The 15,353-nt window shown below is 57.6% G+C and carries 10 protein-coding genes; 9 read left to right on the top strand and 1 reads right to left on the bottom strand.

What is annotated here, in order from left to right; all coding sequences use genetic code 11:
- Positions 1–72 precede the first annotated feature (72 nt).
- On the bottom strand, positions 73–1,044 hold the full coding sequence (locus ACQE3E_RS04495; protein ID WP_426991134.1) for a hypothetical protein: 972 nt from the start codon (positions 1,042–1,044) through the stop codon (positions 73–75).
- A gap of 948 nt (positions 1,045–1,992) precedes the next feature.
- Between ACQE3E_RS04495 and ACQE3E_RS04490 the strand changes: the two genes are divergently transcribed.
- The 9 genes from ACQE3E_RS04490 (at position 1,993) to purT (ending at position 15,347) form a co-directional block, all read left to right on the top strand.
- Complete coding sequence (locus tag ACQE3E_RS04490) at positions 1,993–4,380, top strand: penicillin acylase family protein (protein ID WP_427501266.1); 2,388 nt, start codon at positions 1,993–1,995, stop codon at positions 4,378–4,380.
- 385 nt (positions 4,381–4,765) lie between these two features.
- Positions 4,766–7,480 carry an efflux RND transporter permease subunit gene (locus tag ACQE3E_RS04485; protein WP_427501265.1) on the top strand — a complete coding sequence of 905 codons (2,715 nt, stop codon included), beginning with the start codon at positions 4,766–4,768 and terminating at the stop codon, positions 7,478–7,480.
- A gap of 9 nt (positions 7,481–7,489) precedes the next feature.
- Complete coding sequence (locus tag ACQE3E_RS04480) at positions 7,490–8,392, top strand: outer membrane lipoprotein-sorting protein (RefSeq protein WP_313728942.1); 903 nt, start codon at positions 7,490–7,492, stop codon at positions 8,390–8,392.
- A gap of 65 nt (positions 8,393–8,457) precedes the next feature.
- Positions 8,458–9,837 carry a DUF1302 family protein gene (locus ACQE3E_RS04475; protein ID WP_427501264.1) on the top strand — a complete coding sequence of 460 codons (1,380 nt, stop codon included), beginning with the start codon at positions 8,458–8,460 and terminating at the stop codon, positions 9,835–9,837.
- Positions 9,838–9,964: 127 nt separating this feature from the next.
- Positions 9,965–10,951: a tRNA dihydrouridine(20/20a) synthase DusA gene (dusA, locus tag ACQE3E_RS04470; RefSeq protein ID WP_313728944.1), complete on the top strand. Its 987-nt coding sequence runs from the start codon at positions 9,965–9,967 to the stop codon at positions 10,949–10,951.
- Between the two features lie 40 nt (positions 10,952–10,991).
- Positions 10,992–11,537 carry a GTP cyclohydrolase I FolE gene (folE, locus tag ACQE3E_RS04465; RefSeq protein ID WP_064026113.1) on the top strand — a complete coding sequence of 182 codons (546 nt, stop codon included), beginning with the start codon at positions 10,992–10,994 and terminating at the stop codon, positions 11,535–11,537.
- Between the two features lies 1 nt (position 11,538).
- Positions 11,539–12,516, top strand: coding sequence for a ferrochelatase (gene hemH, locus ACQE3E_RS04460; protein WP_313728945.1), 978 nt, complete (start codon positions 11,539–11,541; stop codon positions 12,514–12,516).
- Positions 12,517–12,552: 36 nt separating this feature from the next.
- Positions 12,553–14,145 carry a MutS-related protein gene (locus ACQE3E_RS04455; RefSeq protein ID WP_064026109.1) on the top strand — a complete coding sequence of 531 codons (1,593 nt, stop codon included), beginning with the start codon at positions 12,553–12,555 and terminating at the stop codon, positions 14,143–14,145.
- Positions 14,145–15,347, top strand: coding sequence for a formate-dependent phosphoribosylglycinamide formyltransferase (gene purT, locus ACQE3E_RS04450; RefSeq protein WP_313728946.1), 1,203 nt, complete (start codon positions 14,145–14,147; stop codon positions 15,345–15,347). The genes ACQE3E_RS04455 and purT overlap by 1 nt, the downstream gene beginning before the upstream one ends.
- Positions 15,348–15,353 lie beyond the last annotated feature (6 nt).

Genomic DNA, 15,353 nt, shown 5'->3' with positions numbered 1-15,353 from the left:
GGAGCTTTCCCTGGTGGTAAACTTCAAACGAAGGCGATGGACAGACGTCTATCGCCAGTGAAGTATCGGCAATTAGTACGTATAGGTCACTTCGATGGTGCCGACCAGGGCTTGAGACTCGCTGCCGGTTGGCCGTGGACTACCGTAGAGGGCCGGCGTGCCGGTTTTAGTCGAAGTTGCTGTCGTATAGGTGCCGGTTCCGGTCAGCATGGTTTGATTGTTGTAGGTGGCGGTGCTTGTTTGCCACCAGTTGACGCCGGTACCGATGGTGTCGCCAGGGTCGCCGTTATTACAAGTAGAGCTAAACGTACCCTTAATACAACTACCCCAGTCTGTCGGTCCGGCGGCATCGGCGAAACGCAGATTACCTTTCAGCGTCACCGTGGTGCCCGATAGAGTTTCCGTCGCCTCGGTCAGTTTAAACAGCGTTTGTGGCGTACCTGTCATGGCTGCGACCAAATTATCTTTAACCACCCATTTGCCAGCGACTTTTTCTAGAGATAGTTCTCCCCATCTAAGAGATAAACTGGGGTTTTGGAAGGCGCTTCTTACTTTGAACACACCCGCCAAGCCAATCTTTCCCGCACCTGTACCAGCGTTATAGGTCGAGACGATATTGCCGGTTTGGAAAGTAGTTGTGTAATTAGGTGTAGCGGACGTGGCGCAGACCACAGGCAGGGTTTGTGTTGGATAGGTGTCTGTACCGGCAAGCACGCCGGTTCCGCCAGTGGTCGTGACAGGCACGGTGTTACTCAAGGTGCTGTAACTGAACGTGCTATCCGCCAAAAATGTATTGAGGTAGATATAGCGCTTGCCGTAATCCACGCCACCCCAGAGCGCTTGTCCGGAACTGACATTCGAGACCGGCAAGGTCACGCCGCCAGGCCTGCCGCCGCCGGCTATCGTTGCCAGTATGGCTTTATTCAACGTGATGGTCGCGGTTTTACCCGTCGCACACGCCGCATTCGCCTCCATCGCCGTCAACGCGCTGGATAGCGCGGTTAAAGCGAATATTCCTACTTTGATTTTATTGCTTTTTTTCATTTATAACTCCCGGCTTTAAATAACCTGCTCGATTACGGCGGGTTACCAAACTAATTTAAACAATTTTAAATAAAATCAGCATTAATCGGCATCTTAAAGACAGAACCCTAAATCGTTCAAAAACACCTCTAACACTCTCGTTGGCTTTTAGAGCCGGGCGCATCTTCAATCGAGAATAAATAATTCGCAATGAGACAAATTGTCGCGCGGCGATTTGTCGCATACCGACTAAAAATCTGTGTTAAATAACTAGTTTATTTCACCAAAAAGTTAATATTTTTTATGGCATATCACGCAATTTTTAGCGCCTTGCGGCATATGCCATACCGTTTAATATTAAATTTATTTTTCGGTCGAACATGCCTAGCGCTAAAAAAACGCCGACAAGTACCACATGGAGCCGGAGAAAAGCGAACCTTAAAACATAAGCCGACAACCGCCGAGATCAGAATGACTATTCGGATTGATCCGGTTCTATACACCATGTACGATGCTCTACTGCCGGCTTAGGACGAACAGCTTTTAGCCCGCCATGCACACTAGATATTGTCGTTACCGGCGCCCAGCCGCCTAGCGACACCCAACTAAAATCAAGAACAATTGCTGAGCTTAAAAGCTAATTTTTTTCGCGAAAATTCAGCATCGATTCTTAATCTGCCAGCTGTTATGAATTTAAAGCCGCGATTGATGACTTTCAAAAATTTAACTACAATTCAGCCGCACGCTTTTTTCAGAGCGAGACCCATCCAGGATGGTTATAATCACCTCATCATTTATTACGAAAAAACTTTCCCGCTTTAAATAAGCGCTTATTCAATTATTCGTTTTTTATAGTTTTCTTGAGAAACCATGAATGCCAATCGATCATTTACAAACGCTTGCGCGTTGGCTGCTTTTATATTCATTCCGTTTTTAAGCGGTACCTGTCATTCGGAGTCGTTGAAAAACATGGAACCTAACGCCATGCCGACCGCGGTCGGCGAACGCGCCTATTCGGCAACCATTCGGCGCACCAGTTACGGTGTTCCGCACATCTCCGCCCCGGATCTACCCGGCGCCTGGTTCGGCCAAGGCTATGCGATGGCCGAAGACCGGATTTGCGTATTGCTGGATCAAGTCATCAAAGTGCGCGGCCAACGTTCGCGTTATTTCGGCGCCGGCGATTACGAAGCTAACGTCGAAAGCGATTTTGCTTACCGACATCTGCGTTTAGTGGCCGATGCGGAAAAGAAATTGGCCGGCTTACCCGCGGATATTCAAGACATGCTGGCCGCGCATGCCGCCGGCATCAACCGTTTTCTGGCTGTCGCCGATTCCGGTAAATTGCCCGGCGCCTGCCGCGATCCGAAGCGGCACGTGACGGTTACGTCAGCTGATTTATTGGCGATTGCCACCGATTTCAGCATTTTTTTAAGCGGCCGGTTTCTGACATCCTTCCTGAGTAGCGCCCAACCGCCGCAAGCCAACGGCGCGCCGGTATCGGCACCGCCCGCGGTCCCGGCCGACTCGGCAAAGCCCGGCAGCAACGGCTGGGCGATCGGCGGCGATTTGAGCGAGTCCGGCCACGGCCTATTGCTGGCCCAACCGCATTTTCCGTGGGAAGGCGCATTGCAGGCTTGGGAGTCGCACGTCACGGTGCCGGGCAAACTCGACGTCTACGGCATCACCGTCCCCGGCGTACCGAACACGCTGGTCGGCTTCAATGCCGCAGTCGCCTGGACCTTGACCGTAACGACGTCGCCGAAAGCCACGCTCTACCGATTAGCGCTGGATCCGGGCGATCCAACTCGCTATCGTTACGACGACGGAATCAAGGCGATGGAATCGACCGATTACACGATAGAGGTGCTGAACGGCGCGGGCATATTGGAACCCAGAACCCGCAAGCTGTGGCGCAGCCACTACGGACCGATCCTGTCTATTCCGGCCGCCTTGACCGGCGGCATGGCCGATCTGGCATGGAATAATCAGCACGTTCTGACTTACCGCGACGCCAATATCGACAACGATTCGATGCTCGCCCAATTTTTCGACATGGCCAAGGCAACGAACTTGGACGGCCTGATCGACGCCCACCGGCGTTGGGCCGGTAGCGTACCGTTCTCGAACACCATCGCCACGTCCGTGGAAGGCAAAGCTTGGTACGCCGACAGTTCGCCGGTACCGCATTTGTCGCCGGCCGCGTTGCAGGCCTGGCAACAGGCCAAGCAAAGCGATCCGGGCGTCGCGGCGCTATACGCGTTTCACGGCATCTATTTGCTGGACGGCAGCACATCGCGCGACGAATGGCTTAACGACCCGGCCGCCCGCAAGCCGGGCTTGCTACCGTTCGAGCGCGCGCCGCAACTGCTGCGTAGCGATTTCGTGTTCAACGCCAACGACAGCCACTGGCTGAGCAATCCCAAGCAGCCGCTGGAAGGCTTTTACGCGCTGTACGGCGACGAGCGTCTGCCGCCGTCGCTGCGGACCCGGATGAACGCGCTGGCCTTGACCCGGCAAAACGCTAAATTTTCGTTGCAGTCGGTCAAGGAGGCGGCCTTGTCAAACCAATCGCTGGCCGGCCGCTTGTTCAGAACCGCCCTGGTGGAACGTTGCCGCGCCGCCAAATCGGTCAAAATCGGCACCGAGCGCGTCGATTTGAGCCAAGCGCGCCGAATACTGGCCAACTGGGACGAACGCTTCGATTTGGAAAGCCGCGGCGCGGTGTTGTTTCGCGAGTTTCTGAGCACGTTTCGCCCGGAAGCCGGCGGCCACGAAGATACGATGATGTCGGCCAAGGACAAGATCTTTGCCCGGGCCTTCGACCCGGCCGCGCCGCTCACGACGCCCGACGGCCTCGCCCCCGCGCCGAAACACGGTCCGGACCCGGCGCTGCTGGCGCTGGGCAAGGCCGTGCAGACGCTGCGGCAAGCCGGCATCGCATTGGATGCCAAATTGGGCGATCTGCAATTCAGCCAGAAAAACGCCGCCAAGATTCCTATCCACGGTGGTCAAGGCCAGGAAGGCATTTTGAACATGGCGGCTTACAGCGGCTCGAACGACACCTTGCTACCGGGTACCCAACGGGGAAAAGTGCTGAATCCGGCCACCGGTTTGACCGACCAAGGCTACGTGGTCAATTACGGCACCTCGTTTTTGCTGGCGGTCGAATTAACGCCGCAAGGCCCGCATGGTCAAGCGGTGCTGGCCTTCTCGCAATCGACCGACCCCGAGTCGCCGCATTTCGCGGACCAGACTGAATTGTTCTCCAAGAAAGGCTGGCGACCTTGTTTGTTCCGGGACGCCGATATCGAAGCCGATCCGAGCGTGCGGCGTTACCAAGTAGCAACGCCGTAACACCGGTCCTACCGTCTTCGAGGCGGAGTGGTGTCGCCTCTATGCCCGATGGGCGCCAACGAACGGCGGAGTACAAACCTCGGCTTGTACTCCAAACCGCTAGCCGGGCCGCGCACAACCCAGCTCATCGATTATTCCTAGCCGCTCAATCGCGCCATTTCACGCGCTGTCTGAGTCAAATAACGTAGTTTAGTGATTCGGACACCCTTCGAGAGTCCGGAAGCCTTGCTATTCGGTACCTTTCGCTTGGCTTGGTAATTGCTTGCGGGCGTAAGCGGCGCGATTTTTTTCAGCTCCCCCCGGCAACACCCGCGCCTTCAGACACCTAAAAACTTAACCGCCGAAATCGATTCCCCACTTTCGGCAGCGGCGCAATGGAGTAGCGATGGAAAAATTGTTCGACAGTCTGAACGGATATTTTGCCGGAGTCCCGACACGGGTGATACGGTTTAAATGGTGGATTTTGCTGTCAACCCTCGCGCTAACCCTGTTTTTGCTATTCGGGGCGCTGACCCGCACCAGCATTAACACCGCCGCGAACAGCTTTCTGGATAGAAGCGACCCGGCCATCGTCGCGTTGGATAAGTTTCGCCGCCAGTTCGGTAGCGACGACTCGGTGTTTTTGGTTTACCGGGCCAAGGACGGCAACGTCTTCTCGCGGCGTTCGTTGGCCGCCTTGCAAACCTTGACCGACGACTTGGAAAACTGGCGTGAACTCGGCGACAAGGTCAAGGATGCCGGCGGACAGACCGCGAACTTGGACGAACTGCGCCATATTCGCCGGGTGCAGTCTTTAAGCAACATCCGGGTGCAGAGCGCGGACGGCGATACCCTGCATTCCAACCACTTGGTGCCGCGCCATTTGCCCGACAATCCAGCCGAATTGGCCGAAATCAAAGCCAAGGCCCTGGCGCAAAAAGACTATCGCTTGGCGTTTTACTCGCCGGACGGCCAATACGCGGCGGTGTTGATCCAAACCGATTTCGGCGCGATACCGGTCAAGGACTACGTGCCCAAGGTCAACGCCGACGGCGTGGCCTTGGACGACAGCTTCGGCGATGTGGCCGGCGGCGCCGAAACCTTGAAGTTCGACGACAGCGCCGAAGTGCAGGCCATTCAATACGAGAAGGTCGATAATTTTGTTTACGCCCGCTTCGTCAAGGCCTTGAAAGCGGTGTACCAACGCTACGACAACGACTTCGAATTTTATTCGGTCGGTTATCCGCCGCTGATGGAATTCGTTCAGCAAGTGCTGCAGCAATCGGCCGGTTTGAATCTGGGCATGATACTGATCAACGTGGTACTGCTGTGGGTGCTGTTCCGCTCGTTCAGCGCGGTGCTGTGGCCGGTGTTGATCGTGTTGTTCAGCATCGTCTGGGTCACCGGCGCGGTCGCCTGGGCCGGCAAGAGTCTATCGACGATGATCAGTCTGACCGTGATGCTGGTGTTCGTTTGCTGCATGGCCGATTGCATCCACGTCATCAGCATTTACCAAGCGCGCCGCCAGCAAGGCGACCACCACCGGCAGGCGCTCTCGGATGCCTACGCCACCGCCGGTTTGCCGATGTTGATAACCAGCATCACCAATATGACCGGTACCTTTTCGCTGATTTCGTCCGAGCTTTATCCGATCCGGGTGTTCGCCGCGATGTCCACCTTGGGCGTCGGCTTGGCCTACTTATTTTCGGTGGTGTTGCTGCCGATCCTATTGGATTTCTGGCATCCCGGCGTGGCCGACGCATCGGTCAAACCAGGCTGGCCGCGCCGTATCGCGAATCGTTGGCTGGCACTGTCTACCGCGACCCGCTCGGTCTGCACCATTGCCTACGTCGGCTTGGTCATGCTGGCCTTGGGCTTGAGCGTGGGCGGCTATATCGCGCTGATTTCGGTATTGACTTACGCGGTGATCCGCGGCCAGAAACGTTTGTTGAGCGCCGTGCCGCGCTTGGCCTCGCGGCAATTTCGGCTGTCCTTGCTGTTGTTCGGCGCGTTGGTGGCGGCCTGCTGGTACGGCGAAAGCCGGCTGCGCATCGACTCTAACGTCACCGAACTGACCCGCGAAGGCAGCGCCATCCGGGTCGCCTACCAAACCGCCGACGGCAAGATGGCCGGCACCCAAAACATGGAAATCATGCTGGATACCAAAACGGCGGACGGCATTCTCGACCCGAAAATCCTGACCCGCATCGATAGCCTACAACAAAAAATCGCCGAAAAATATCCGGACAAGGTCAGCCGGACGTATTCGTTGGCGAATCTGGTCAAGGATACATACCGGGTTTTGAACGAAGACCGGCCGGAGTTTTACCGTATCCCGGATTCCCAAACGATGGTGGCGCAATTGTTGTATCTGTTCAACAGCGTCAATCCGGCCGATCGGCGCGGCATCGTGTCCGACGACTATAGCCAGTCGCATATCAGCGTCAACGTGTACAGCGCCGGTTCTTCGCAATATCAAGCCTTCTTCGACGAAGTGAACCGGGAAATTGCACAAGTGTTCGGCGACGTGAAGAACGAGTTTCCCGATCTGGAAGTCACCTTGACCGGCACGGTTCCGCTGGCGATGCGCACCCAGGCCATCATCGCCCATTCGCAATACGACGGCTTTTTGTTGGCGCTGGGCGTCATCAGCGTGATCATTTTCCTGACGCTGGGTTCGGTGCAGGCCGGTTTGCTGTCGTTGATTCCCAACGTGATTCCGGCCTTGTTCACTTACGGCCTGATGGGCTTGCTGGACATACCGCTCGATACCGACACCTTGCTGTTGGCGCCGGTCATCATCGGCTTGGCGGTGGACGACACCATCCATTTCATGACCCATTACCGACAGGCGCTGATCAAGACCCGGCACATGGCCGAAGCCTTGCGGGAGACGATAGAGGAAGTCGGCCCATCGATACTGTTTACCGGCATGGTGTTGGGCTTGGGTTTTTCGATTCAAGGTTTTTCCGACTACCTCGGCACCGCGAAGATGGGCATCTTCGGCGGCTTGGCGATTTTCGTCGGCATCTTGTGCGAACTGTTCTTGCTACCGGCGTTGCTGGTGGCTTTCAAACCGAAATTCGGTCTCAAACAGGTCGATACGACCGTCAATTTATGAGGTTCAAGCATGTGTAATCGCTTTGCAAATCGGCTGATTCTGGCGACTGTCTGCGCCTTACTGGCTCAGCCGGCGGCGGCCGAGGAAGGCGGCGCGCCGGACGGGCGGGCCATATTGGAAAAACTGTCGGATTACCAGCGCAGCATCACCGACTCGGCCTTCGTCAAATCGCGCCTGTCCAGTTGCCAGTACGGCATCAAGGACAACAAAATCACCTGCGCCGAAACGCCTCGGGAAAAACTATTGGAAGCGGTCGGCATCAACGACGGCAAGAACAAAAAAGACACCAAGGCGGTGACCATCGTACTGGAACCGGCCTCCGAAAAAGGCGTCGGCATGTTGAATTACACCTACGACGAAACCGGCAAGGACAACGAAACCTGGCTCTACCTGTCGGCGCTGGGTAAGGTCAAGCGTATTGCCAGCGGTAATTCCGACGACGATTCCGAACCGGCCTCGCTGTTCGGCTCGGAATTCACCACCGAGGACACCGAAACCGGCAAACTGGACGACTACACGATCAACGTGCTCGGCGACACCGTGGAAGCGGGCCGGCCGGTCTGGAAAATCGAAACCATCCCCAATGCCGAGCGCGCCCGCAAGACCCGTTACGGCCGCCGGGTAATGTACGTCGACAAGGAGCGCTACGTGTCGTTGCGGGTCGAGCTGTACGACAAGCAAAACAAGGAAATCAAGCGCCTGCTGACTTCCAAGGTCGAGGAAATCAAAGGCGTCTGGACGGCGCGTTCGCAAACCATGATGAATCTGGTCACCAATCGTTTATCGAATATGGCCCGCAGCGAAATCAACAGCAGCGTAAAAATCCCCGACGACTTTCTGACCCAGCGCACGTTAACCGACGTGGCTTTTAGAGAAACCACGCTGGAACAATTGCGGGCCCAAACGAACTGACGGTGATTGCTTGCCCACCGCGCAAACCTGGCCCTAAGCGGTCACGGCTGTATTTGGCCGTCGTCTTGAGTCTGGCGCTCCCGGCGAGAGCCGAACCCGGCGCGGCGGCGTTGGCGTCCGAACCGGTGCTGGACTTGCCGGACACTGGCTCGCTAGCATTCGACGACGCCTCGGCATCGCCGCCGGCCGATACCGATTCAGGCTGGCTGGACCGATTTACCTTCAAATTCACCCAACTGCTTTACGCGCAAGTTCACGACCACAAAACCGGTTCCGGCGTCCACAAACAAGCCACCGTCGAAGACAACCGTCTCGGCCTGCTGGTCAAATATCAAAACCCCTTCGCCCCCGGCTGGAATCTGCAAGGCAGCGGTCAGGCCAAGCTGTACTGGCCGTCGGATTACGATTTCGAGGGCTTGAGCAGCCAGTCCATCGAAATGGAACAGCGCCTGGACAACGTCGAAATGCGGCTAAACGAGTTGTATCTGAGCAAGACCTTCGGCAGCCACACCTTCAAGCTGGGCAGACAGACCTTGGTGTGGGGCGAGGCCGAGGGCAATTCGGTGCTGGACACCTTGAACGTGTTGGAATACCGCGACCTGAGCACGATAGAGGTGGAGGACGCCCGCATCAACCAATGGTTCGCGGTTTGGGAGCATTTCGCCGCCAATCGGCGGTGGGCCATGTTCGTCAATCTGAATCCGCAATTCAATCCGCTGCCGCGTCAGGGCAGCCCGGCTTACTCGGCACCGCTATTTCCGATCGACGATCCCAGCCCGGACCGGCACCCGATTGAAGTCGGCGCGCGGATGCAATGGTCGGTCGAACACAGCGACCTGTCCCTGATGGCGGCCTATTTGCAGGAAAACCAATTGCATTATCTGACGCCGACCACGCTGAACGGCCACATCCAGTCCAAGAACAACGGTTATTGGCTGCTGGGCGCCAGCGCCAACCAGGCCATCGGCAAGTTGTTGCTGAAGCTGGACTTGGCCTACAGCGTGGGCCTGCTCGAGGACACGAACATCCTTGCGCCGATCCCGCATACCTCGACCGCGCGCAAGGATCAAATCGGCGCATCCTTCGGCTTCGACTACGCGCTGACCAACGACCAGAACATCAATGCCTCGGTACAGGCACGCTCGTTTCTGGACCACGACACCGGCTTGGCCGCCAGCGAGCGCACCAGCAACGGCGACATCTTCGGTACCTGGCTGATACGCTACAACTGCCGCTTTTGGAACGACACCCTAACCTTCATCTCCTACAACCAAGGCACGCTCAACGCCGGCCAAGCCTTGACCAGCGCGATGCTGACCTATTCGATCGACGACCATTGGTCGGTGATGGGTACCGTAGTCGGCACGTTCGCCAACAAACAAAGCTCGCTACCGGTTCTTGACCAGGACGTCAGGCTCGGATTCAGCATCAGTTACTCGCTGTAAAGCCGTCTGCCCGCCAAGCCGGCGCGGTCCCGCGCGGATGACAACTAAACGCGCCAGTTTCGGTAGGCGGCACCGTGTTGCGATACGATTGTCCCCCTTAGTCTGAAATTTCGTGGAATATTGAGGAATGCAAAACACCGAAAACCGGCCGTTCGCAAGTCACCGCTTCAGCGTTGCGCCTATGCTGGATTGGACCGACCGGCATTGCCGCTACTTTCATCGTCTGCTGACCCGCGAGGCCTTGCTGTATACCGAAATGGTCACCACCGGAGCGATTTTGCAGGGCGGGCGGGAGCGGCATTTGCGTTATAACGCCGAGGAACATCCGCTGGCCCTGCAACTGGGCGGCAGCGATCCGGCCGATTTGGCGCTGTGCGCAAAAATCGCCGAAGACTACGGCTACGACGAAGTCAATCTGAACGTCGGTTGTCCGAGCGACCGGGTCCAAAACGGCCGATTCGGCGCTTGTCTGATGGCCGAGCCGGGACTGGTGGCCGATTGCGTCGCGGCGATGCGCGCGGCGGTGACGATACCGGTAACGGTCAAGTCGCGCATCGGCATCGACGACCGGGACTCCTATGAAGAGCTCGCGCAGTTCGTCGCGACGGTGGCGGCTGCCGGTTGCGAAACCTTCATCGTCCACGCCCGCAAAGCCTGGCTGTCGGGCCTGTCGCCTAAGGAAAACCGCGAGATTCCGCCACTGCAATACGACGTGGTGTTTCGACTGAAACAGGATTTTCCGCATTTGACGATCGCCATCAACGGTGGCGTGACATCGCTGGACAGCGCCGCCGAGTTATTGCAAGAAATCGACGGTGTGATGATGGGCCGCGAGGCCTATCACAACCCTTATATTCTGGCCGAAGTCGACCGCCAGCTGTTCGGGAATAGCGGCACGATTCCCAGCCGCCGCGAGATTGCGATAGCCATGCTGCCCTATCTCGAACAACAGGCCGGGTTGGGCGTGCGCCCGCACGCGATCACCAAGCATATCCTGGGCTTGTTCCACGGGGTCGACGGCGCCAGGGCCTGGCGGCGCCATCTCAGCGAGAATGCCAACAAACCCGGCGCCGGCGCCGGGGTCTTGCTGGACGCCTTAGAATTTACCCGGTGATACGGTATACTCACCGCATTTTTTTACCTGGGGGACGGCAATGGAAGAATACTTTTCCAAAATCATTCAAGCGATAGGCGAAGACGTCAACCGCGAAGGTTTGCGCGACACGCCCAAACGCGCCGCCGAAGCCTTCAAATTCCTGAACAAGGGCTACCAGCAAACGCTGGACGACGTGCTGAACGATGCCATTTTTCAGGCCGACACCGAGGACATGGTCATCGTCAAGGACATCGAACTGTATTCGTTGTGCGAGCACCACTTACTGCCCTTCATCGGCAAATGCCACATCGGTTATCTGCCGCAGGGCCGGGTGCTGGGACTGTCCAAACTGGCGCGGATCGTCGACATGTATGGCCGCCGCCTGCAAATCCAGGAACAACTGACCCGGCAGATCGCCACGGCGGTGGAAACCGCGATCGGCGCGCGCGGCGTGGCGGTGGTTGTCGAAGCCAAGCATTTGTGCATGATGATGCGCGGCGTCGAAAAGCAAAACTCGGTAATGACCACGTCGGTAATGACCGGGATTTTCCGTCAGGAAATCAGCACCCGTTCCGAATTCCTCAATCTGATCAACCGCAAATAACATGAGCCGGCAAGCGCTACGCAAAACCGGCGTTCTGCTGGTCAATCTGGGCTCGCCGGCCTCGACCAAGATCGGCGACGTGCGCCGCTTTCTGCGCGAGTTTCTGGGCGACCCGCGCGTCGTCAATCTGCCTCGGCCGTTGTGGTGGCTGATCCTGAATTTGTTCATTCTGCCGTTCCGCCCGAAAAAATCGGCCCACGCCTATCGCGCGATCTGGACCGAGCAAGGCTCGCCGCTGATCGTGTTCACCCGACGGCTGGCCGAAAAACTGGCCGCGCGCCTGGCCGGCACCGACATTCAAGTCGAATATGCGATGCGTTACGGCAAACCCGCGCTGGCCGAGAAACTGGCCGAATTCAAGCAAAACGGCGTCGAAGACATCGTCGTCGTGCCGCTGTATCCGCAATATTCCTCGACCACCACCGCGTCGATTTTCGACGTGGTCGCCGAAGTCTTCGTCGGCTGGCGGCATCTGCCGTCGCTGCGTTTTATCGGCGAATTCCACCAACACCCGGCCTACATTCGGGCCGTGGCCGATTCGGTACGCACGCATTGGGCCGAACACGGCCAAGCCGACTGTCTGCTAATGTCCTTCCACGGCCTGCCGGCTAAACTGACCGAACTCGGCGACCCGTATTTTTACCAATGCCAAGCCACCGCTAAACGGATTGCCGAGCAATTGGAACTGGCCGACGGCCAATGGCGTCTGGTATTCCAATCGCGTTTTGGCCGCGCCGAATGGCTGAAACCTTATTGCGTGGAAGTCTTGGCGGAACTGCCGACCCAGGGAATACGCAACATCGATGTGCTGTGCCCCGGATTCTCGGTAGACTGTTTGGAAACCTTGGAAGAAATCGCCATCGCCAACCGGGAGATTTTTCTGGAAGCCGGCGGCGAAACCTACCGCTATATTCCGGCCTTGAACGACAGCGACGCCCACGTCGAGGTGATGCAAGCTTTGATCGAAACCGCGCGTTAGAAACGCGGAACCATAAAATAAAACCGGGGAGGCAGCATGCAAGCGAATATCTTAGAAAGCTGGAATGACCAATGGCCCACGGTGCGATCCAGCACCCCGCCGCCGACCGGCGCCGGCGTCATCGACCAAGGCGCGTTCAACACCATCGAAGTGGACGAATTGTTCGACCACGTCAATTACGCCGCGACGACCGCCGGCCAATCGGTGCTGTACCGCTCGCTGACCCAGCCGTTGGCCGACGCCGACGCGATTGCCGCCAAACAAGCGGCGGTGCGGGAAATTCAGGACAATCCGGCGGTACGCGACAACATCGAAACGATCGTGGCCCGCGCCGCCGAAACCGAAAAACGCCTCTACGTATTGTTGTTCGGCGAGTTTCTGGGCAGTTTCGGCACCGCCCGCCAAGACCATCAAATCGAAGGCTACGGCTACAAACCCTATAGTCGCGGCATCCGCCTTCCGCTGGAACTGGTCGGCGCCATCCACAATTCCGGAAAGCCGAAAACACCGTACTTGCAAGCCATCTTCGACAAAATCGCCGCGTTTGCCGACAGCAACGAATACTCGCTAATGGTCGGCCCGGTGTACAACAGCGAAAAAGGCATCCAAAGCAAGGAAGAGCGCAAGCACTCGTTCGCGCCGGCGACGATATTCCGACCGACCTTGTTCAAGCCGCTACTGATCGCCATGATCGTCGCGGTGATCTGGGGCATAACCAAAGTCTTCCCGTCCAATATATTCGAAGTGACCCGCGACGGCCTGTCGATCGCCTCGGTATTCTTTTTGCCGCTGGCCTTGGTGTATATTCCGGTGGTCGGCGGTTACGACCGCGACAACTGCATCATTCCGTTGCGCAATATCTTCCGCCAATCCAAGGCGCTGGGCGATTTGCTGGACGCCTTGGGCCAACTCGACGAATTGCTGGCCTTCATCAAATACGCCGAACATTACGGCAGCGATATGGTGCTGCCGGAACTGCACGGCGGCGAGCGCCACGACATGGTATTGACCGACGCTAAAAATCCGGTACTCGGCAATAAAAACCCGGACTATGTCGGCAACGATTTTACGATGGATCAAGCCCGTCTGGTCTGCGTCACCGGACCGAACAGCGGCGGCAAGACCGCTTTTTGCAAGACCGTTACCCAAATCCAGTTGTTGGCTCAGGTGGGCTGCTTCGTACCGGCCAAGTCGGCCAAACTCAGCGTCGCCGACCGAATTTTCTACCAGGCGCCGGAAATCAGCCACCTCGACGACGGCGAGGGCCGCTTCGGCACCGAGCTGAAACGCACCCGGGACATTTTCCTGGCCAGCAGTGCGAAAAGCTTGGTCGTGCTTGACGAAATGGCGGAAGGCACTACTTTTGAAGAGAAGATGCAATCGTCGATCGATGTCTTGGACGGTTTTTACCGCAAAGGCAACAGTACGATCCTGATTACCCACAACCATCAACTGGTGGACGAATTCGTCAAACGCAAAATCGCCGATCCCAAACAAGTCGAATTCGCCGACGATCTGCCGACCTTCAAGTTGGTAGCCGGCATTTCCCGGATCAGCCATGCCGACCGGGTGGCCAAGAAAATCGGCTTTTCCAAACAAGATATCGACCACTATTTAGCCCAATCGTGATGACACTAGGAACCCCCATCAGCGCCGCCGCCACTAAAGCCCTGTTGCTGGGCAGCGGCGAATTGGGCAAGGAAATCGCAATTTCGCTGCAACGTTACGGCGTCGAAGTCATCGCGGTGGACCGCTACGCCAATGCCCCGGCGATGCAGGTCGCCCATCGCAGCCACGTCATCGACATGACCGACGCGGCGGCGGTAACGGCCCTGATCGCCAGGGAGCAGCCGCGCTACATCATTCCGGAACTGGAAGCCATCGCCACCGGCGCCCTGGCCGACATCGAAGCGCAAGGCTCGGCAACCGTGGTACCCAACGCCAGGGCGATCCAACTAACGATGAACCGCGAAGGCATCCGCCAACTGGCCGCCGAGCATCTGGGCTTGCCCACGTCCCGATACGCCTTCGCCGAAACCTTCGAACAGTTAAAATCAGCGGTCGAAAACGGTATCGGCTATCCCTGCTTCATCAAACCGACCATGTCGTCGTCGGGCAAGGGCCAATCGATGGTTAAATCCGCCGATCAACTCCAGGCCGCCTGGGATTACGCCAAGGCCGGCGGCCGAACCGATACCGGCAAGGTCATCGTCGAGGCCAAAATCGATTTCGATTTCGAGATTACCTTGCTGACGGTACGCGCGTTGGACGCCGACGGTACCGTCCAAACCCATTTTTGCGCGCCGATCGGCCACCGCCAGGAAAACGGCGACTACCGGGAAAGCTGGCAACCGCAGGCCATGAGCGACGCGGCGCTGGCACTGGCCCGGCAGATTGCCGGCAACGTCACCGAAGCCTTGGGCGGCTTGGGCTTGTTCGGCGTCGAACTCTTCGTCAGCGGCGATCAAGTCTGGTTTAGCGAAGTCAGCCCGCGCCCGCACGATACCGGCATGGTAACGATGGTCAGCCAACGCCAGAGCGAATTCGATTTGCACGCCAGAGCGATTTTAGGTCTGCCGGTCAACACCGGCTTGGACAAGGTCGCGGCCAGCGCGGTCATTTTGGGCGGCATTGATGCGAAAAACGTGGTCTATCACGGCTTGGCGCAAGCATTGGCGGTGCCGGACAGCGAAGTGCGACTGTTTGGCAAACCGGAAGCCTTCGCGGCCCGGCGGATGGGGGTCGCGCTGGCGACCGCCGCCGATGTCGAGGAAGCCACCGCCAACGCGGTGCGGGCCGCCGCCGCGATCAGGATCTTAGCGGCGGATTAGCCGAAT

Source organism: Methylomonas sp. MED-D, from assembly GCF_050276835.1.
Classification (GTDB): Bacteria; Pseudomonadota; Gammaproteobacteria; order Methylococcales; family Methylomonadaceae; genus Methylomonas; species Methylomonas koyamae_A.
Note: the sequence above shows the minus strand (reverse complement) of the source record. Positions and strands in the feature narration are given on the sequence as shown.

What these genes read in the sequence shown, in the direction of transcription:
- hemH (WP_313728945.1), top strand. Translation starts at nt 11,539, where the DNA reads ATGAGCCGGCAAGCGCTACGCAAAACCGGCGTTCTGCTGGTCAATCTG.
- purT (WP_313728946.1), top strand. Translation starts at nt 14,145, where the DNA reads ATGACACTAGGAACCCCCATCAGCGCCGCCGCCACTAAAGCCCTGTTG.
- ACQE3E_RS04480 (WP_313728942.1), top strand. Translation starts at nt 7,490, where the DNA reads ATGTGTAATCGCTTTGCAAATCGGCTGATTCTGGCGACTGTCTGCGCC.
- ACQE3E_RS04455 (WP_064026109.1), top strand. Translation starts at nt 12,553, where the DNA reads ATGCAAGCGAATATCTTAGAAAGCTGGAATGACCAATGGCCCACGGTG.
- folE (WP_064026113.1), top strand. Translation starts at nt 10,992, where the DNA reads ATGGAAGAATACTTTTCCAAAATCATTCAAGCGATAGGCGAAGACGTC.
- ACQE3E_RS04490 (WP_427501266.1), top strand. Translation starts at nt 1,993, where the DNA reads ATGGAACCTAACGCCATGCCGACCGCGGTCGGCGAACGCGCCTATTCG.
- ACQE3E_RS04495 (WP_426991134.1), bottom strand. Translation starts at nt 1,044, where the DNA reads ATGAAAAAAAGCAATAAAATCAAAGTAGGAATATTCGCTTTAACCGCG.
- ACQE3E_RS04485 (WP_427501265.1), top strand. Translation starts at nt 4,766, where the DNA reads ATGGAAAAATTGTTCGACAGTCTGAACGGATATTTTGCCGGAGTCCCG.
- dusA (WP_313728944.1), top strand. Translation starts at nt 9,965, where the DNA reads ATGCAAAACACCGAAAACCGGCCGTTCGCAAGTCACCGCTTCAGCGTT.